Origin of the sequence: Mesorhizobium sp. WSM3873 (assembly GCF_001672445.1) — a bacterium.
Lineage (GTDB): Bacteria > Pseudomonadota > Alphaproteobacteria > Rhizobiales > Rhizobiaceae > Mesorhizobium.
Genome location: NZ_LYTM01000015.1, coordinates 55,446 through 71,115 on the forward strand (window position 1 = coordinate 55,446; position 15,670 = coordinate 71,115).

At 63.5% G+C, this 15,670-nt stretch carries 21 protein-coding genes; 14 read left to right on the forward strand and 7 right to left on the reverse strand.

Going from position 1 to position 15,670, the window contains the following annotated elements; all coding sequences use genetic code 11:
* Positions 1 to 186: 186 nt before the first annotated feature.
* The 3 genes from galE to A9K71_RS13060 all read right to left on the reverse strand — a co-directional run bounded on the left by galE (position 187) and on the right by A9K71_RS13060 (position 3,644).
* On the reverse strand, positions 187 to 1,320 hold the full coding sequence (gene galE, locus A9K71_RS13050) for a UDP-glucose 4-epimerase GalE (RefSeq protein ID WP_082980501.1): 1,134 nt from the start codon (positions 1,318 to 1,320) through the stop codon (positions 187 to 189).
* Entirely contained in the window at positions 1,320 to 2,381 is a 1,062-nt protein-coding gene (locus A9K71_RS13055) for a UDP-glucuronic acid decarboxylase family protein (protein WP_066995749.1), read from the reverse strand. The genes galE and A9K71_RS13055 overlap by 1 nt, the downstream gene beginning before the upstream one ends.
* Before the next feature lie 795 nt (positions 2,382 to 3,176).
* Positions 3,177 to 3,644, reverse strand: coding sequence for a carboxymuconolactone decarboxylase family protein (locus A9K71_RS13060; RefSeq protein WP_066995752.1), 468 nt, complete (start codon positions 3,642 to 3,644; stop codon positions 3,177 to 3,179).
* A 136-nt stretch (positions 3,645 to 3,780) separates the two neighbouring features.
* Between A9K71_RS13060 and A9K71_RS13065 the strand changes: the two genes are divergently transcribed.
* Genes A9K71_RS13065 through A9K71_RS13075 form a run of 3 tightly spaced genes read left to right on the forward strand, consistent with a single transcriptional unit; the run spans position 3,781 to position 5,917 of the window.
* Positions 3,781 to 4,425: a TetR/AcrR family transcriptional regulator gene (locus tag A9K71_RS13065; RefSeq protein ID WP_245299613.1), complete on the forward strand. Its 645-nt coding sequence runs from the start codon at positions 3,781 to 3,783 to the stop codon at positions 4,423 to 4,425.
* A gap of 12 nt (positions 4,426 to 4,437) precedes the next feature.
* Positions 4,438 to 5,061 (forward strand): hypothetical protein, encoded by a 624-nt coding sequence (locus tag A9K71_RS13070; protein ID WP_066995755.1) that lies wholly within the window; start codon positions 4,438 to 4,440, stop codon positions 5,059 to 5,061.
* A gap of 7 nt (positions 5,062 to 5,068) precedes the next feature.
* Entirely contained in the window at positions 5,069 to 5,917 is an 849-nt protein-coding gene (locus A9K71_RS13075) for a 23S rRNA (adenine(2030)-N(6))-methyltransferase RlmJ (protein ID WP_066995759.1), read from the forward strand.
* Between the two features lie 24 nt (positions 5,918 to 5,941).
* Here A9K71_RS13075 and A9K71_RS13080 read toward each other — a convergent pair whose 3' ends face one another.
* Positions 5,942 to 6,697, reverse strand: a complete 756-nt coding sequence (locus A9K71_RS13080) for a helix-turn-helix domain-containing protein (RefSeq protein ID WP_066995761.1) — start codon at positions 6,695 to 6,697, stop codon at positions 5,942 to 5,944.
* A 181-nt stretch (positions 6,698 to 6,878) separates the two neighbouring features.
* Between A9K71_RS13080 and A9K71_RS13085 the strand changes: the two genes are divergently transcribed.
* The 5 genes from A9K71_RS13085 to A9K71_RS13105 all read left to right on the forward strand — a co-directional run bounded on the left by A9K71_RS13085 (position 6,879) and on the right by A9K71_RS13105 (position 9,865).
* Positions 6,879 to 7,301, forward strand: a complete 423-nt coding sequence (locus tag A9K71_RS13085) for a VOC family protein (RefSeq protein ID WP_066995763.1) — start codon at positions 6,879 to 6,881, stop codon at positions 7,299 to 7,301.
* Between the two features lie 24 nt (positions 7,302 to 7,325).
* Positions 7,326 to 7,688 carry a DoxX family protein gene (locus A9K71_RS13090; RefSeq protein ID WP_066995765.1) on the forward strand — a complete coding sequence of 121 codons (363 nt, stop codon included), beginning with the start codon at positions 7,326 to 7,328 and terminating at the stop codon, positions 7,686 to 7,688.
* A gap of 110 nt (positions 7,689 to 7,798) precedes the next feature.
* The gene (locus A9K71_RS13095; protein ID WP_066995767.1) at positions 7,799 to 8,251 is read left to right on the forward strand and encodes a hypothetical protein; all 453 of its coding nucleotides are present in this window, start codon (positions 7,799 to 7,801) and stop codon (positions 8,249 to 8,251) included.
* 202 nt (positions 8,252 to 8,453) lie between these two features.
* Positions 8,454 to 9,032, forward strand: a complete 579-nt coding sequence (locus A9K71_RS13100) for a TetR/AcrR family transcriptional regulator (protein ID WP_066995769.1) — start codon at positions 8,454 to 8,456, stop codon at positions 9,030 to 9,032.
* Entirely contained in the window at positions 9,029 to 9,865 is an 837-nt protein-coding gene (locus A9K71_RS13105) for a DMT family transporter (protein WP_066995771.1), read from the forward strand. Before A9K71_RS13100 ends, A9K71_RS13105 begins: the two co-directional genes overlap by 4 nt.
* A 20-nt stretch (positions 9,866 to 9,885) precedes the next feature.
* Here A9K71_RS13105 and A9K71_RS13110 read toward each other — a convergent pair whose 3' ends face one another.
* Positions 9,886 to 10,479: a TetR/AcrR family transcriptional regulator gene (locus A9K71_RS13110; RefSeq protein ID WP_066995773.1), complete on the reverse strand. Its 594-nt coding sequence runs from the start codon at positions 10,477 to 10,479 to the stop codon at positions 9,886 to 9,888.
* A gap of 304 nt (positions 10,480 to 10,783) precedes the next feature.
* Positions 10,784 to 11,113, reverse strand: coding sequence for a hypothetical protein (locus tag A9K71_RS31455; RefSeq protein ID WP_156752659.1), 330 nt, complete (start codon positions 11,111 to 11,113; stop codon positions 10,784 to 10,786).
* A 106-nt stretch (positions 11,114 to 11,219) separates the two neighbouring features.
* On the opposite strand from A9K71_RS31455, the gene A9K71_RS31460 reads away from it, so the two are divergent.
* The 6 genes from A9K71_RS31460 (at position 11,220) to A9K71_RS13135 (ending at position 14,695) form a co-directional block, all read left to right on the forward strand.
* Positions 11,220 to 11,570 (forward strand): hypothetical protein, encoded by a 351-nt coding sequence (locus tag A9K71_RS31460; protein WP_066995775.1) that lies wholly within the window; start codon positions 11,220 to 11,222, stop codon positions 11,568 to 11,570.
* Between the two features lie 249 nt (positions 11,571 to 11,819).
* On the forward strand, positions 11,820 to 12,521 hold the full coding sequence (locus tag A9K71_RS32545; protein ID WP_245299614.1) for a GNAT family N-acetyltransferase: 702 nt from the start codon (positions 11,820 to 11,822) through the stop codon (positions 12,519 to 12,521).
* The gene (locus A9K71_RS13120; protein WP_245299615.1) at positions 12,449 to 12,994 is read left to right on the forward strand and encodes a glutathione S-transferase family protein; all 546 of its coding nucleotides are present in this window, start codon (positions 12,449 to 12,451) and stop codon (positions 12,992 to 12,994) included. The genes A9K71_RS32545 and A9K71_RS13120 overlap by 73 nt, the downstream gene beginning before the upstream one ends.
* 149 nt (positions 12,995 to 13,143) lie before the next feature.
* Positions 13,144 to 13,707, forward strand: coding sequence for a hypothetical protein (locus A9K71_RS13125; RefSeq protein ID WP_066995779.1), 564 nt, complete (start codon positions 13,144 to 13,146; stop codon positions 13,705 to 13,707).
* 110 nt (positions 13,708 to 13,817) lie between these two features.
* Positions 13,818 to 14,201 carry a TfoX/Sxy family protein gene (locus A9K71_RS13130; RefSeq protein ID WP_066995781.1) on the forward strand — a complete coding sequence of 128 codons (384 nt, stop codon included), beginning with the start codon at positions 13,818 to 13,820 and terminating at the stop codon, positions 14,199 to 14,201.
* Positions 14,202 to 14,278: 77 nt separating this feature from the next.
* Entirely contained in the window at positions 14,279 to 14,695 is a 417-nt protein-coding gene (locus tag A9K71_RS13135) for a GFA family protein (RefSeq protein WP_066995910.1), read from the forward strand.
* Between the two features lie 93 nt (positions 14,696 to 14,788).
* On the opposite strand, the gene A9K71_RS13140 is transcribed toward A9K71_RS13135, so the two are convergent.
* Positions 14,789 to 15,439, reverse strand: coding sequence for an outer membrane protein (locus tag A9K71_RS13140; protein WP_066995784.1), 651 nt, complete (start codon positions 15,437 to 15,439; stop codon positions 14,789 to 14,791).
* Positions 15,440 to 15,670: the final 231 nt, after the last annotated feature.

A 15,670-nucleotide genomic window follows, 5' to 3' on the forward strand; every position in this document is an offset into this window, starting at 1 on the left:
TGCTGGCGCACGACCAGAAAGATGCCTAGAGCGGCTGGCCGTTTCACGGAAACGCCGAACCGCTCTATCTCTTTGCTCACGCAATTCCGGACGGAAGCCGCTGCGCACGTCCTGGAATTGCTCTAGCAGTTTCCGCTCGGAATTGTCCCGGCGGATCAAATCTAAGAGGCTCGCTGAGACAAGCCCTCAACCCAGCTCAGCGAGCCCACGCCCCGACACAGTACTCACAGGGACGACTGCCAGCCGTGCAGGCTGGCGTTTTTCCGCGGCGTTCATGCCGCGCGGCGCGCGCTTCGCGCGCGAGACGTCGGTGGACGCTTTGAGAGCCTTCGGCTTCAGGGCCGGCCGCAGCCCGAAGAAGGGCGCTGCCGTCCTGACGATGGTGTCGATATCGGAAAGTTCCGCCACAAAGCCCAACTGCTCTTGTGCGAGGCTGGGATCGGCGAACAGCCCGGCCGGGTCGCCGGGCCGGCGCGGTTTATAGGCGACCGGCACGGTCCGGCCGGTGATGCGGCCGACGGCCTCGAGGATCTCCTTTATCGAGATGCCTCGGCCGGTGCCGAGATTGACGGACAGGCTGTCGCCGCCGGCCTCGAGATGCATCAATGCCATGAGATGCGCGCGCGCGAGGTCGCTGACGTGGATGTAGTCGCGCACGCATGTGCCGTCCGCCGTCTCGTAATCGGCGCCGAAGACCTCGATCGCCTCGATCATGCCGGACGCCGCCATCAGCACCCTCGGAATGAGGTGGGTTTCGGGAGTATGCCACTCGCCAAGCTCGCCTTCGGGATCGGCGCCGCAGGCGTTGAAGTAGCGAAGGATCGCGTATCTCGTTCCATAGGCAGCGGCATAGTCCCTGATGATTTCTTCGCCCATCAGCTTGCTGCGGCCATAGGGGCTGATCGGCTTCTGCGGCGAGGCCTCGCTCACCGGCAATGCTTCCGGCACGCCATAGGTCGCGCAGCTCGAGGAAAAGATCACCTTGTCGATGCCGCTTGCCCGCGCGGCGTCCAGTACGGCGATGGTGCCGCCGACATTGGTCGCATAGTAATCCGCCGGCGCGCTGACCGACTCGCCGACATAGGCAAGGGCGGCGAAATGGATGATCGCTTGTGGTCTGTGAGTCTCGATCGCCCGCCGCAACGCTTCGCGGTCGCGGATGTCGCCGACGACCAGCGGCCCCCAGGCGACGGCTTTCTCGTTGCCGCGGCTCAAATTGTCGTAGACCACCGGCAAGTAGCCCGCCGCCGACAGCAGCTTGCAGGCATGGCTGCCGATGAAGCCGGCGCCACCCGTCACCAGAACGGGGCGGCGGGTCATCATGCCGTTGCCTCCCTGGCCGTTGATGCCTGGACGGCGCGCGGGGCGATGAACCGGCGGCCGCCCAGGACGGCGTCGAAATAGGCAGTGGTGTGGGCGAGGCCTTCGCTCAGCGCAACCTTCGGCTCCCAGCCGAGATGCTGCCTGGCAAACGAGATATCGGGCTTGCGCTGCCTGGGGTCGTCGACCGGCAACGGCCTGTGCACGATGCGCGAGCGTGAATTCGTATAGTCGATGACCAGCTCGGCCAATTCCATGACGGTGAATTCGACGGGGTTGCCGAGATTGACCGGGTGCTGGGGGGCCACGTCGGCGTTCATCAGGCGCACGAAGCCTTCGATCAGGTCGTCGACGAAGCAGAAGGAGCGCGTCTGCGCGCCGCTGCCGTAGACGGTGATGTCGTCGCCCCGCAGCGCCTGGACGATGAAGTTCGATACCACGCGGCCGTCGTCGGGCCGCATGCGCGGACCGTAGGTGTTGAAGATGCGCGCGACGCGGACATCGATGCCGTATGTCCGCGAGTAATCGAAGAACAGCGTCTCGGCTGAGCGCTTGCCCTCGTCGTAGCAGGAGCGCGGACCGTGCGTGTTGACATTGCCGAAGTAACCTTCGGGCTGCGGATGCACCAGCGGATCGCCATAGACCTCCGAAGTCGACGCCTGGAAGATCTTGGCGTTGTGTCGCCGCGCGAGCTCCAGAAGGTTGATCGAGCCGAGCACGCTGGTCTTGAAGGTGTGGATCGGATCGGCCTGATAATGCGGCGGAGAAGCCGGGCAGGCGAGATTGTAAATCTCGTCGACAGTAAGGTCCGTCGGCAGTTCCTCGACGATGTCGTGCCTGATGCAGGTGAAAGTCGCGTCACGCGCTATCGCTGACAGGTTGTAGCGCTTGCCCGTGTGGAAATTGTCCAGCGCGATGACTTCATATCCATCGGCAAGCAGCCTTTGGCACAGATGAGAACCCAGAAATCCTGCTCCGCCGGCGACCAGCGCGCGTCCTTGATCGGCACGCCTCCGTCCCGGCTTGGTGTCCAGCTTCAGAACTTTGATGACCCTACCCATGGCGACCTCATACTCGCACACACCCACGCATCGTCGTTCCGGGCCGGGGCAACAGCGTTGCCCGACCAGGTGAAATGGCGATCCCCTCCGCATGCGCGAAGTCGCCAAAAACACGATGTGTTTTGTCTGAGTAAGCGGGGTCGTTGCCGTACGGCTTATGTGCTGCCGCTCAGCGTCCCTTTGCCCCTAAGTCGCGATCCACGAACATGGTTGCCACCACCGCGGACTGCTCGCCCAAATTGCACACCCAACGTATAGAAAGATATACCTGTGCGCGGCATAGTCAACTAATTTAGGGATTCATTAACTTCAGTCTTTTGCGGTTGGTTAACTGTAAGCGTAGGCAGGCGCGCCTTTGAGTCATAGAAGGGGTCGGTTCCGGCCGGTTTTCCCGCGGTAAAACACCGCGTGCCAGGGCCTACGCAAAGCTTGTCGAGCGTTAGAGGCGGAAGGCTTCAAGGTGAAGGACAAGGAATGCGTCTGGCGCCGTCTCTCGGGCTCTGGCATTTCTTGCGGCCGGTCTTTCGGGCTAGAAAATTGCGCAAGTATATCTTAGTTCGCCAACAGGTAGATCTGGCGAGCCTGTAGGCCCTATCTGCGAAACGCGCTTTCCGAATTGATCGGGGCTAAGCGGCCGTGGTGACGACGGCTCCGCAGCCGTGCTGTCCGGCACGCCGAGATGGCCTCCCGGCATCGCCACCACTCTGAGGTGCATCAAAAAGGGGAGCACAAGGAGTAGCCCAGGTTGGACAACTGGACGCCGTGCATTCCTATTTCTACTCCTCATTGCCCTCCTTATTCTCCGCCCATCTCCCTCTTAAACTGGGCGAAGTCGACCTGCATGCCGTTGAAGATGGTGCTCCAGTGGCGGGTCAAGGCGGCCAAGGCGACTGCCTCCTGGATCTCCTCGTCGGTGGCGCCGGCGCGTTTGGCGTTCTCGGTGTCCGACCAGACACAATAATTGCAGGGGATTTGCGCCGCGACCGCCAGCGAGATCAGCGACTTCACCTTCGGCGGCAGCGCCGTATTGTCGCTGAGCTCGATGGCCTTGACCTCTGCCCACGCGCCGGGCAGAGCGGCTTTCGGGAACTGCTTCATGAAGCCGGGCACGCCGCCCATGGTCGACTGGATGTCCTTGATGGCGTCGTCATAGTCGTCGGCGCCGGCAGGCATGGTCAAGGCCGCGGTGAACGCGATAGCGGCGAGCAGCGAGGCTGAACGAAGGCAGGAGTGCGCGCTTGAGATGATGCGAATGACAGGCATGGTGTTCTCCTCTGGTTTTTGTGAGCCTTACGGTGTAAGGTTATTTGGAACATGAACCTTACAGTGTAAGTTGTCAAGCGGCGCCATGGACTCACCGAGCAAGAGAATCCGAACCCGCGGAAAACTGTCCCGCGAAATGATCGAGGACGCGGCCTTTGAGGTAATCGAGCGGGAAGGGCTCTCCGGCTTCTCGATGCGCAAGCTCGCCGCCAGGCTCGGCTGCGAGGCGATGAGCATCTACCATCACTTTCCCTCGCAGGCGCATCTCTACGAGGCGCTGGTCGATCGCCAGATGAGCGGGCTCGTGATCCCCGATGAGGGCCTTCCTTGGCGTGAGCGGGCGCGCATCGGCATGCAGGAGTTCCGGCGTGTGGCGACGGAGCATCCGGCCTTCGCGCCGTTCATCGTCGTCTATCGCATGAACTCGCCGCCCTGCCTCGCCAAGTTGAACGCCATCATCGGCCTGTTCGAGGATGGCGGCTTCGGACCTGAGCTCAGCGCCCGTCTGTTCCGCGCCGCCGGTTATTATCTGATGGGGGCGATCCTCGACGAGACCGCCGGCTACGCCAAGGGGCCGTCGGCGGTCACCACGGTCAGCGACGAAGAATTGCAGCGCGACTATCCCAGTGTCGTGGCGGCCGCGGCTTATTTTGGCACAAGCGGTTTCGACAAGACTTTCGAGCTTGGCCTGGAGATGTTTCTGGACGAGATGGAGCGGATTCGCGACGCTGCCCGGGACGATGCCGCCAAAAGTGGCGATCGCGCCCGCAAGAAACTCTAACCAGGGCTTTCAATGCGCTTCCTCTCGGTTCTTGTGCTCATCGCCGGCGCTGCCATAGGGGTCTTCTATCCCTGGGCGATGAGCAATTTCTCCGGCCATGCGATCGGCACCTGGCGCGTCTACGAGGGCGGCCGCTTCCGGCCGGCGACCGTACGGCTCGCTGCGCGCGACGCGCCTGTCCGCGTGCTGGTCGACCTCACCGCGCGTGCCGAGCGCGTCGCCTCGCAGCAGCACACGGTGCTGACGCTGACCGCGGCAAGCGGCGGCCGCACGGCGCTCGCCTCGACGCTCTCCTTCAACCACACCGACAATCCACGCCAGGTGAGCCCGCAGCTGCCCGACAAGATCTTTCGCGACGAGGCCGGTGTGATAGAGACGGTCACGCCGGGCGCTTACGTCTTCACTGTCGGTCCGGGCGATGCGGACGGGATCGACATGCGCGCCGTCGACCTGATCTTGCGTGCGGGCACCGGCTCGGTCGACGAACGCGCGCAGCCGGCCGGTTACACGCTGATGGGAGTCGGCTTGGCTGGACTGGTGCTTTCGCTGGTCTTTGGGCGCGGCAACAAGCCGCCGCAGAATCCCAACTCGCAGCCCCCGCCGCCGCGCTGGGGCCGCGGCGGTTCGCAAAGGTGAAGGCGGCATGAATTATCGCCACGCCTACCACGCCGGCAATTTCGCCGATGTCGTCAAGCACGCGGTGCTCAGCCGGCTGGTCGAGTATCTGAAGCAGAAGGACAAGGCCTTTCGCGTTATCGACACTCACGCCGGCATCGGCCGCTACGATCTCGCGTCGGTGGAGGCCGGCAAGACGGGTGAATGGCAGGGCGGCATCGGCCGGATGTCCGAGGCCGCGCTCGAGCCTCGGACGGCCGCGCTGCTTCAGCCCTATCTGGAAGCGGTGCGCTTGGAAAATCCCGACTGCGGTCTCCGCCGCTATCCCGGCTCACCGCTGATCGTGCGCCATCTCCTGCGCAAGCAGGATCGGCTTACGGCGATCGAGTTGCATTCCGAGGACGCTGCGCGGCTCAAAGCCGTCTTCGCCGGCGACATCCAGACCAGGGTGATCGAGCTCGACGGCTGGTTGGCGCTCGGCGCGCATCTGCCGCCGAAGGAAAAGCGCGGGCTCGTGCTTGTCGATCCGCCCTTCGAGGAGGAGGGCGAGTTCCAGCGTCTCGTCGAGAACCTGCGCCGAGCGCACCGGCGCTGGCCGGGGGGCATCTACGCGCTCTGGTATCCGATCAAGGATCGCAAGGCGGTCGCCGCCTTCCGTGCCGCGCTGAAGGAGACAGGCATTCCAAAACTGCTCGACATCGGCTTCGAGATCCGGCCGGCCTCGAGCGGACCGAGCCTCGACGGCAGCGGCCTTGTGGTGGTGAACCCGCCCTTCACGCTGGAGGCCGAATTGCGGGTGATGCTGCCGGCCTTGCATGGAGCGCTTGCCGTCGAACAGCCGTCGCGCTGGACGATCGAATGGCTGGCCGGTGAGTGAGACCGGGACCAGCCGAAGATTGAGCTACGCCAGCGCCGAGGGTGTCACGCCGGTCAGCCGCCGGGTTTCGCGGATCAGATGCGCCTGGTCGGCGTAGCCGGCCTCGATGGCGAGCAGCGCGGTCGAGGCATCGCTATGCCGTCGCTGCAGGCGCCGGAAGCGGTGGAAGCGCAGGATGCGGTCGAGCGTCTTCGGACCATAGCCGAAAGCGTCCTCGAAACGCCGGCGCAGCGTCCGCTCGCTCATGTTGAGGCGGTTGAGCAGACAGGGAACCAGCGGCGTCTCCGGCGACAGGCCTTCATCAATGACTTCGAAGGCCCTGCCCATCAGCGCATCGAGCGCATCGCGCCCCTCTGTATGCGCGCCGATTTTATTCTCCAGCTGCCGCACCATGCCGGCGAGGTCGGGCGCGGCCTTGACGCGATCCGACAGTTCGCGGGCACGCGTACCCCATAAGTCCTGGAGGCTCAGCCGCCCGCCGACGATTTCGCCGGCCGGCACGCCGAGCCACCCGGCGGCCGCGCCCGGCCGGAAGCGGAAGCCGATGATCACCGACCCGGGGGGAAGGCGCTCGATCTGCGGCTCCTTGTCCGGTCCGGCCACGCGGAAGCGACCTTCGATCCATTGCAGATCGATGGTCGCGTCTGGCGTGATGACGATTGGCGGGACCTCCTGCTTCGCCATGCGATGCACCCAGACGGCGGAGAAGGCGCCGGCCAGGCCTCGCGGGGCGGGCCGTTCCCGAAAGAAGCCGGTGGTCTGCGCCAGGACCGCTTCCATATCTTCTCCGATCTGCTTCGGCGTCCTCTGGCGGATCCGCTTCGGCCATTTTGGCCGAAATCTTCAATGCGGGTCGCTTCCGCCGTGGCAAAACGGATGCAGCCTCTTGGCGCGTCCAGCGCCTTCACTGCGCCGCATCCGGTCGCGGATGTGGTCACGAATATAGAAGGGAGTGACAGAAATGAAAGCTCGCATCACCGTCTTCACCCTTGGCGTCGACGATCTGGAGGCGTCGCTCAAATTCTACCGCGACGGCCTGGGCCTGCCGACCGAAGGCATCATCGGCCGCGAGTTCGAGCACGGCGCCGTCGCCTTCTTCGAGCTTGCCGACGGCTTGAAATTCGCGATCTTCGAGCGCGCGAGCATCGCCCTCGACGCCACCGTGCCGCAGAGCGACCGCAGTCCGACCGAGTTCACCATCGGCCACAACGTGTCGAGCGAGGCCGAGGTCGACGCTGCGATGGCCGAGGCCGTCAAGGCCGGCGCGCGCGTCGCCAAGCCGGCGCAAAAGACCTTCTGGGGCGGCTATGCCGGCTATTTCCAGGATCCCGACGATCATCTCTGGGAAGTCGTCTACAACCCCGCTTTCATCCCGAAGGATTGAGCCGGAAGCCTGCAGGAGGTCGACATGTCGATCGATACCGTTCAGGCGATAGGCGCGCTTCTCATCGGCGGCGTGTTCGTCTTCGCCGGCATCGAGCACTTCCTGAAATTCCAGGCGATGTGCGACTATCTGGCGAGCCGGAAGTTTCCGGCTCCCGCTGTCATGCTGGCAGCCGGCTCAGCCCTCGAGGTCGTCGCCGGCCTGATGCTTGCGCTCGGCCGTGCCGTGCCTTTCGCCGCAGGTGCGCTTGTCCTGTTCACGCTAGCGACGAACGTCGCGCTGCTGCGCTTCTGGGAGTCCGAAGAGCCGGAGCGGCAGGTGCTGCGCAACGCGTTCCTGATCAACCTGGCCGTCGTCGGCGGACTGCTGGTGGCGGGAACCGTCTGACAGCCGGACCGCATCTGGAACGATGATTTGGGAAACCATTGTCTTCACAACCGCTTGACCGCCGTCAAGCGAATCCGCACAGTGCGTGCAACCGACCTTGAGAGGCTGTCATGACTCGCTTCGCCCATTCCGCCCTTGCCGCGCTGATTTCGCTTCTGACGCCGCTTGGCACGTCGCTTGGTTTCACCCAGGCAGCGCAGGCTGCCGACCTTGCCGTTTTAACCGAGGATGACGGCAGCGTCTGCGGCGAGGCCTGGGTGCTGAGCAAGATCACCGATCGCTTCAGCTATCAGGTTCATCATGTGCCGCACCTGCCGGACGTCGCGATCACCGATTTCCATAACATCCGCCTGCATCGTTATCTGCCGTCGACCGAGAGATGGCCGATCGGCCGGCACTATTGCCGCGCCACCGTCAGCCTGTCGGACGGCCGCGACCGCTCGATCTTCTACCTGATCGAGGAAGGCCAGGGCTTCGCCTCGATCGGCGACAATGTCGAGTTCTGCGTCTCCGGCTTCGACCGCTGGATGGTTTATAACGGCCGCTGCCGCGTGCTTCGGTAAGAAGCCGCAGATCCATTCACTGGTCCGCGGCCTTTAGGTCGCAGGCCACTCCGTTCGGCCCGTCGACGGCATCAGTCCCATCGCGAATATTGTGAGCTTGCCGGCCATCGCCGGAAGCCAAATCGGCTAATCGGCTGCCGATTGACAACTGTCGAACTGTCGCCTAAAAAGAGACAGACCTGTCTCATCACACGGCGACATAATGCCCTCATCGCCTTCCGCCAAACGCCAGCATGTCGTCGACACCGCGTATTCGCTGTTCAAGCGCGACGGCTTCCACGCCACCGGCATCGATCGCATTATCGCCGAGGCCGACATCGCCAAGATGACGATGTACCGCCACTTCCCGGCGAAGGACGAGCTGATCGTCGCGGTGCTGGAGCACCGCTCGGCGCGTTTCGAACGCCAGCTCGATCGGCTGGCCGCGTCGGCGGACACGGCGGAAGCGAAGATCTTCACGATACTGGACTGGCACGAACGCTGGTTTCGCGATCCGGCTTTCCACGGCTGCCTGTTCGCGCACGCGCTCGCCGAGTTCGGCGATCCCGATCATCCGGTGTTCAAGGCAGCCAGCCGCCAGAAGAAGGGTTTGCGGGCGCGCCTGCGCGCCATCCTGGAAGAAGAGATGCCGCCGGAGCGGGCCGAGGGCGTCGCCACGGCGCTGCTGATGCTGATCGAGGGCGCGACGCTGATGGCCCAGATGGGGGAGGCTGATGCCGCCATCGCCAATGCGCGCAAGGCGGCTTCCGCCATCCTCGCCGGCGCGCGGGTCCCCCAATGAACGCGACGGTCGTTGGGCTCGCGCTGTCCGCGGCCATTTTGCATGCCAGCTGGAACGCCTTCCTACGGACCGGGGCCGACAGGCTGTGGACGGTCACAGTCATGAGCTTCTCGAGCACTGCCGCTGCTGTTGTCCTGGCGCTCTTCCATCCGCTGCCGGCTGCGGCTGCCTGGCCCTATGTCGTGCTGTCGGCCGTCCTTCAGGTCGGCTACAGCGTGTTCCTGGTTGCCGCATACCGCTATGGCGAGCTCGGGCAGGTTTATCCGATCGTGCGCGGCAGCGTGCCGCTGCTGGTGGCGCTCGGCGGCTTCCTGCTGGCCGGCCAGCGGCTCGCCGCGCCGGAACTCATCGGCGTCGCGCTGGTCGCCTGCGGCATTATGGGTCTGTCAGTCGGGCGGGGCAGGGCCTCAGTGACATCGATCCTCTACGCGTTGGCCACCGGCGTCATCATCGCGGCCTATGCGACGGTCGACGCGATCGGCGTGCGCGTCGCCGGCGACAGCGCCGCCTACACCGCCTGGGTGCTGCTGATCTACGGTGCCCTGCTGCCGGCGGCTTTCGTCGGCCTGCGCGGCAGGCTCATTGTCGACCTGCGTGCGCCGGAAACACGCAAGGCCTTGAGCGGCGGCCTATTCGCGCTGCTGGCCTATGGCGCGGTGGTCGCCGCCTTCGCGCTCGGGCCCGCCGGGCCGATCACCGCCATCCGTGAGACCAGTGTCGTCTTCGCGGCCTTCATCGGCCGCTTCTTCCTCGGTGAGCAGTTGACGCCGCGCCGTATCGGAGCCTGTGCCGTCGTCGCGCTGGGCGCGATCTGCCTCGGCTATCAACCCTGACGGCGTCGGTCTCGCGATCGTCACGCTCGCGCGCCCTGGCCGGACAGATAGGCGCAGATCAGCTCGCCGAGCTGCTTCTGCAGCTCCGGCGCATCGAGCATGTTGCGGCGCGCCGCATTGTGGATCACGCCCTCGACGGCGGAGGAGAGCACGCGCGCCACGGTCTCGGTATTCTTCAGGCGCCGGCGGTATTGCGCGACGGCCGCCGCATAGTGCTCGAGATAGCGGGCCTGGAACGAGGCATGCGCGGCGCGCGAGCCGCGGTCGCCCGGCATCTCGTCGAGCAGCACCTGATGCAGCGTCGGGTGAATGCTGTGCGCGGCGATCATGCCGCGCACCAGCTCGCGCGCGAATTGCCTGAGCGGCTTCTCCTCGGCCGCGGCTTCGCGAATGACGGACAGCACATGGTCGAAGTGGCGGCGTCGGATGGCGTCGACCAGCGCAAGCTTGTCGGGGAAATATTGATAGAGCGACCCGATGCTCACGCCCGCGGTCTCGGCCACCTTGTTGGTGCTGAAGCCCGCCCAGCCGATCTCGCTTAGAACGCGGGCACCTGCTTCGATTATCGCCTCGACGGTGGCGACCGAGCGCGCCTGGCGCGGCTCCTTGCGCATGCGCGGGGCTGGCTTTGCAATGCGAGTAGACATCCCCAACCTGCCTCCCGAGAATATAAGCAGGATACTCACATTTGGCCTGAGAGCAATTCCAGGAAAAGTGCGAAGCGGGTTTTCCGTCCGGAATTGCGACCAAGGAAGAACAGCAATTCCAGGAAAAGTGCGAAGCGGTTTTCCGTCCGGAATTGCGACCAACGAAGAACAGCACTTCCAGGATTGTGCGCAACGGTTTTCTCCCCGGAACTTGCGAGGAGCATGGAACGGGCGGCGTCCTCACGCCGTCTGCAGCGGAGCCTGAGCGGTATCAGGCTCTTCCAGCGGCAGTTTTGAATGTGAGCGGTAAGCTCGCTTTTTGCCACGCAAGCTTTGCTCCTTCGCCGGTTCGGTTCTGCTCCGCCTTGACTTGTAAATCTTTCCGCTGGACAAGATGAGGTGCTTTGTATGGTGTGCGTTGTCCATTATGAGCAATACGCTCACATTCTACGCTCTGCGCGGCATCAAGATGTCTGGATGATCCGGCGATAGAGAGCATCGGGAATTCTCGACGGCGCATTTTCACTTCGAAGGGCAAAGATTCTCTGTCGTTTTTTTCGCCGATGCCCTTGTCAACGCGTCTTGCGTAACCAAAATTCAATAACTGAAATTCATTGTGTTGCTTCGCTGGCTAGATAGCCGCGAGTCAGATATGCATGAGCACGCCGGGTCACTCACGACCTTGGGCAAAACGCAAGGGGCATCGCATGGCAAAGACGACAACCAAGGCGCCGGCGGCGAAAGCGCCGGCAAAGAAAGCGGCACCGAAGGCTGCCGCGAAACCTGCAGCAGCGAAGAAGGCAGCGGCACCGAAGGCAGCCGCCAAGGCTCCGGCCAAGGCAGCGGCAAAGCCTGCGGCGAAGGCTGCGGCTAAGCCGGCCGCGAAGGCGGCAGCCAAGCCCGCCGCGAAGGCGGCAGCGAAGCCCGCCGCCAAGAAGCCGGCAGCGAAGGCAGCGGCCAAGCCCGCCGCCAAGGCGCCGATGAAAGCAGCAGCGGCCAAGTCGACGGCAGCCGTGAAGAAGGCAGCGCCTGCCAAGAAGGCGCCGGCCAAGAAGTAATCGCGTAACTTCGCTCGCGAGCCTGAACAGGCGAGGGTGGGTGCCGTCGAGGCGCCCCTCTCGCCAGTTCGGCGTGACAGCGGGCGAAGTGGATCGGCAAAGGCCTGTCCTGAAAGCTCCCGGAAATTTGCCGCCCGGCAAACTTCCGGGGGCTTTTTTATTGCGCGACCGGCACGCAGCGTCACGATCCGTTCCGGTCCGGGCGATGTCGGCTGCTGCCGCACGTCGATCAGGTAGAAAGGGTTGATCATGGCTTTGTGGCTTGGACTTCGCCGGGCAGGCGAGGGCGATGCCGAAGCGGTAAGCCGGGTCATCCTTGCCGCTCTGAGGAAAAACAACGCCAGGGATTACGGACCGGAAATCATCGCCCGCGTTGAGCAGAGCTTCAGCCCCTCGGCCGTGCTGCAACTTTTCAAGAAGCGCCAAGTCTTTGTCGCCGTTTGCGGCGACAAAATTGTAGGCACCGCGGGCCTGGACGGAACAACGGTTCGATCTGTGTTCGTCGATCCTGAATTTCAGGGACGCGGCGTCGGCAGCCGGCTGATGCTGGAGATCGAGGAGGCAGCGCGGGCAAACGGCGCGACGGTGCTGACGGTGCCTTCCTCGGTCACCGCGGAGCGATTTTATTTCAGACTTGCTTCCGCGCGCTCCGGGACTGCTTCCACGACAACGAACGACCATCATCATGGAGCGGTCCCTGAAGTAGCGGCCGGCACGCGCCGCTCGAACAAGTGCGGCCAACTGGCGGTAGGTTTTGGCGGCGCTGGCCGTTGCTCTGGCAATAGCATTCGGTCAACAGTGCGCGCGGACAATCAGGAACCCGATCCATGCCGAAGCTGCTCTACGCCTCCACCTCTCCCTATAGTTCGAAGGTCCGCATGGCCGCCGCTTATGCCGGCATCGCCATCGACCTCGTGCCGGTCAAGACGGAGGACAAGCCGGCGGAGCTGATCTCGGCCAATCCGCTGGGCAAGATCCCGGTGCTGGTGCTGGAGGACGGCCGCACGATCCACGACAGCCGGGCGATCACCCAGCATCTCAACCGGCTATCGAAGAACGTGCTGTTCCCGCGCAACCCCGACAAGCGGCTCGAGGCCGAGGTGCTGGAGGCGCTGGCCGACGGCATCTGCGACTGCGCGCTGTCGATGGTCTATGAGCGGCGCACGCGCCCCGACGCCATGGTCTATCAGCCCTGGCTCGACCGGCAGTGGGCGAAGATCACCGCCGCGCTCGACCTGCTCAACGCCAACCCGCCGAAACTGCCCAAGAAGATCACCGCCGGCCAGCTGGCGCTGCGTGCCACCCTCGGCTATCTCGCGCTGCGTTTCGGCGGCCAGTGGGAAAAGGGCCGTGGCCGGCTGGTCCGCTGGGCGACGCGCTTCGACGAGAAGTTTCCGGAACTGAAGGGCTGCGTGCCGGGGTGAGGGACGGTTGGCGACAGCGCTTCACCTCCTTTCCGGGATTCTTTGAGCACTCACTGTGCACATAAAATATGCTCTGCGGATTTTGCGCTTTCTAAAATATTTGGAAGAATCATCAGCCGCGCTTCAATTGGCCTGAGGTAGGGATCAGCATGGCGGAACCCGACTGGGTTGACCGGCTCTTTTTCTGGATATCTCCGGGCATAGAGTTTGAGGGGCTGCGGATTGGCGCACTTGATGGTGACAGCTCAAGCGAAGTTTTTCGCCGTGTGAAAGACGCCATTCAACTGATCAAGACGTACGATGTTGTGCGCTTTCGAATGGTTGTACGGGAAATAGCGCGCATCTGGATAAGGCTCCTTCCGGGTCATTCGGCCGCGTACCGTCAAGATAAAAAGATGTGCCTTCTAGACAGAAGGTTTGTGCTTTCGTCTCAACCGGAGTTTATTGCATCCGCAATCATCCATGAAGCGACGCATGGAAGGCTGATACGATGGAAGATCGGCTATACGGAGGACGTGCGACATCGTGTTGAAATGGCATGCGTTCGTCGTGAGTTGGCTTTCGCCGGGAAGATGCCGAACGCCGAAACATTGGTCGCGCAGACAAAGGCGATACTCGAATATGGTCCCGAGGTCTTCAGCAACGAGGCGATGACAGAACGATCGTTCGCTGGAGAGATCGAGGCAGCTCGAGGGGAAGGCATCCCCGACTGAGTGATACAAATGGCGCTTCGTGTTAGAGCTTGGCGGGTCCGATTTGCGTCAAGAAACGCAACGGTGAGCAAGTATTGGGGCCGATGAAATCTAGTCGCTGAACGGTGAGCATGGCAAAGGCAGTCACCAAGAGCAGCACCACTCCCGATCCGATGGTCGAGCGACTTCGCGCGGCCCTTGGCCGGCGCGCTTTCAGGGAACAGAAAATGTTCGGCGGCACCTGCTTCATGATCAATGGCAATATGCTGGTCGGCACCTCGAAGCGCGGCTTGCTGGTGCGTGTCGGCAAGGAAGGGCACGCGGCCGCAGCCGCACGGCCCCATGCGCGGCCGATGGAAATGGGCGGGCGTTCGATGGAAGGCTATGTCCACGTCGCGCCGGACGGCACTGCAACGGAGGCAGATCTCGCCGAGTGGATCGATCGTGCGCTGGCTTTCGTCGAGACACTGCCGCCGAAGGTCAAACCCGCCAAGGTCGCAAAGCGGCCAGCCTGAACAGATCGCGCCGCCTATCCTTCACATCGGCCGTGTCGGCGGGGGTCGGCCCGGGCACGCAGTCGGCGGAGGAAGCGATGGCATCTCTGGCGGGACGTTGCATGTGCGGCGCGGTCACCTGGATCTATTCCGGGGAGCTCACGCGAAATCTTGTCTGTCACTGCGCCGATTGCCAGCGCGCCACGTCCGCTCCCTTCACCGCTTTCCTCGGCATGAGGCCGGAGCAGCTGAACTGGGCCGGCGTCATCAGGCACTATGAAAGCAGCCTGAACACCTTTCGCGGGTTCTGCCCGTCCTGCGGCACCAGGCTCTACTTCCGCTCCGACAGATGGCCCGACGAGATCCACGTTCACGCCGCGACCATGACCGACCCGGCCGACTACCGTCTGGACGCCCAGGTCTTCACGCGCTCGCGCGCGAATTGGCTCGACCAGCTGCAGTCGATTTCAGCCCATGAGGCTTTCCAGCAGGCGCCATCCACCGGGTTGCGTTGAAGGCGTGGCCAAACGTGTCGGCCTGGGGCAACGCCAACCACAAAAAAAGCCGGGCGCGCGGCCCGGCTTTTTCCGTGTCGTGGCTTGGACGACTTAGAACTTCATACCGACGCCGAAGAGGACGCGGTTGTCCTTCGACTTGACGTTGCCGACATTGTCGAAATTCTTGTCGCCGTAGTCGGTGTAGCGGTATTCGACCCGACCGAACACGTTGTCGGTGATCTTGATGTCGGTGCCGACACCGGCCGTCCAGCCCAGCATCGCCTTGCTGTCGCTGCTGACGCCGTCGTCGATCTTCTGGTTCTTGGCGGCGAGACCGCCGGTGCCATAGAGCAGGATTTCCGGGGTCACGGCATAGCCGAGGCGAGCGCGCAGCGAGCCTTCGAGGCCGCCCTTCGCATCGATGCCCGCGCTGTCGCCCTTGACGCCATTGTAGCCGAGATCGGCTTCAGCGCCGTAGACGAAGTTGTCCTGCTGCCACTGGTAGCCGCCGAAGACGCCGCCGATGAAGCCCTTGGTCTTCACGTTGACGCCGATGTCGCGGGCGTCGGCATGGCCGCTGAAGCCGTAGCCGAGGCTGATACCGGCATAGGGGCCGGCCCAGGAAGCGACGGGGAGTTCGGCGACCGGGGCCGGTGCCGGGGGCTCTTCGGTGACGGCGTCTGCGGCATAAGCGGTACCACCGAGGGCGAAGAGCCCGAGCGCAACCGCCAGCGGCCGCGCAAACTTGAGATTAGCTTGCATTGTTGTTTACTCCTTAAGCCACAAGACACGAGGCTTTTTATGTTCATGAATGCCCCCGGCCCGTCCGGGGGGATAAACGGGCCTGGCGTTCAACGGTTCCAAATGTCGTGCTGAAATACGGCTGAAGCGAACCTGAACTTGGGTAATACCCTGGCGCGAATGAGGCCAAAAGGTGACGTTGCATCTTCGCAACAGCGAATGTCAGCACGCTAATCATGTTGCGCTGCACAC

What these genes read in the sequence shown, in the direction of transcription:
- galE (WP_082980501.1), bottom strand. Translation starts at nt 1,320, where the DNA reads ATGACCCGCCGCCCCGTTCTGGTGACGGGTGGCGCCGGCTTCATCGGC.
- A9K71_RS13055 (WP_066995749.1), bottom strand. Translation starts at nt 2,381, where the DNA reads ATGGGTAGGGTCATCAAAGTTCTGAAGCTGGACACCAAGCCGGGACGG.
- A9K71_RS13060 (WP_066995752.1), bottom strand. Translation starts at nt 3,644, where the DNA reads ATGCCTGTCATTCGCATCATCTCAAGCGCGCACTCCTGCCTTCGTTCA.
- A9K71_RS13065 (WP_245299613.1), top strand. Translation starts at nt 3,781, where the DNA reads ATGATCGAGGACGCGGCCTTTGAGGTAATCGAGCGGGAAGGGCTCTCC.
- A9K71_RS13070 (WP_066995755.1), top strand. Translation starts at nt 4,438, where the DNA reads ATGCGCTTCCTCTCGGTTCTTGTGCTCATCGCCGGCGCTGCCATAGGG.
- A9K71_RS13075 (WP_066995759.1), top strand. Translation starts at nt 5,069, where the DNA reads ATGAATTATCGCCACGCCTACCACGCCGGCAATTTCGCCGATGTCGTC.
- A9K71_RS13080 (WP_066995761.1), bottom strand. Translation starts at nt 6,697, where the DNA reads ATGGAAGCGGTCCTGGCGCAGACCACCGGCTTCTTTCGGGAACGGCCC.
- A9K71_RS13085 (WP_066995763.1), top strand. Translation starts at nt 6,879, where the DNA reads ATGAAAGCTCGCATCACCGTCTTCACCCTTGGCGTCGACGATCTGGAG.
- A9K71_RS13090 (WP_066995765.1), top strand. Translation starts at nt 7,326, where the DNA reads ATGTCGATCGATACCGTTCAGGCGATAGGCGCGCTTCTCATCGGCGGC.
- A9K71_RS13095 (WP_066995767.1), top strand. Translation starts at nt 7,799, where the DNA reads ATGACTCGCTTCGCCCATTCCGCCCTTGCCGCGCTGATTTCGCTTCTG.
- A9K71_RS13100 (WP_066995769.1), top strand. Translation starts at nt 8,454, where the DNA reads ATGCCCTCATCGCCTTCCGCCAAACGCCAGCATGTCGTCGACACCGCG.
- A9K71_RS13105 (WP_066995771.1), top strand. Translation starts at nt 9,029, where the DNA reads ATGAACGCGACGGTCGTTGGGCTCGCGCTGTCCGCGGCCATTTTGCAT.
- A9K71_RS13110 (WP_066995773.1), bottom strand. Translation starts at nt 10,479, where the DNA reads ATGCGCAAGGAGCCGCGCCAGGCGCGCTCGGTCGCCACCGTCGAGGCG.
- A9K71_RS31460 (WP_066995775.1), top strand. Translation starts at nt 11,220, where the DNA reads ATGGCAAAGACGACAACCAAGGCGCCGGCGGCGAAAGCGCCGGCAAAG.
- A9K71_RS32545 (WP_245299614.1), top strand. Translation starts at nt 11,820, where the DNA reads ATGGCTTTGTGGCTTGGACTTCGCCGGGCAGGCGAGGGCGATGCCGAA.
- A9K71_RS13120 (WP_245299615.1), top strand. Translation starts at nt 12,449, where the DNA reads ATGGCCGCCGCTTATGCCGGCATCGCCATCGACCTCGTGCCGGTCAAG.
- A9K71_RS13125 (WP_066995779.1), top strand. Translation starts at nt 13,144, where the DNA reads ATGGCGGAACCCGACTGGGTTGACCGGCTCTTTTTCTGGATATCTCCG.
- A9K71_RS13130 (WP_066995781.1), top strand. Translation starts at nt 13,818, where the DNA reads ATGGCAAAGGCAGTCACCAAGAGCAGCACCACTCCCGATCCGATGGTC.
- A9K71_RS13135 (WP_066995910.1), top strand. Translation starts at nt 14,279, where the DNA reads ATGGCATCTCTGGCGGGACGTTGCATGTGCGGCGCGGTCACCTGGATC.
- A9K71_RS13140 (WP_066995784.1), bottom strand. Translation starts at nt 15,439, where the DNA reads ATGCAAGCTAATCTCAAGTTTGCGCGGCCGCTGGCGGTTGCGCTCGGG.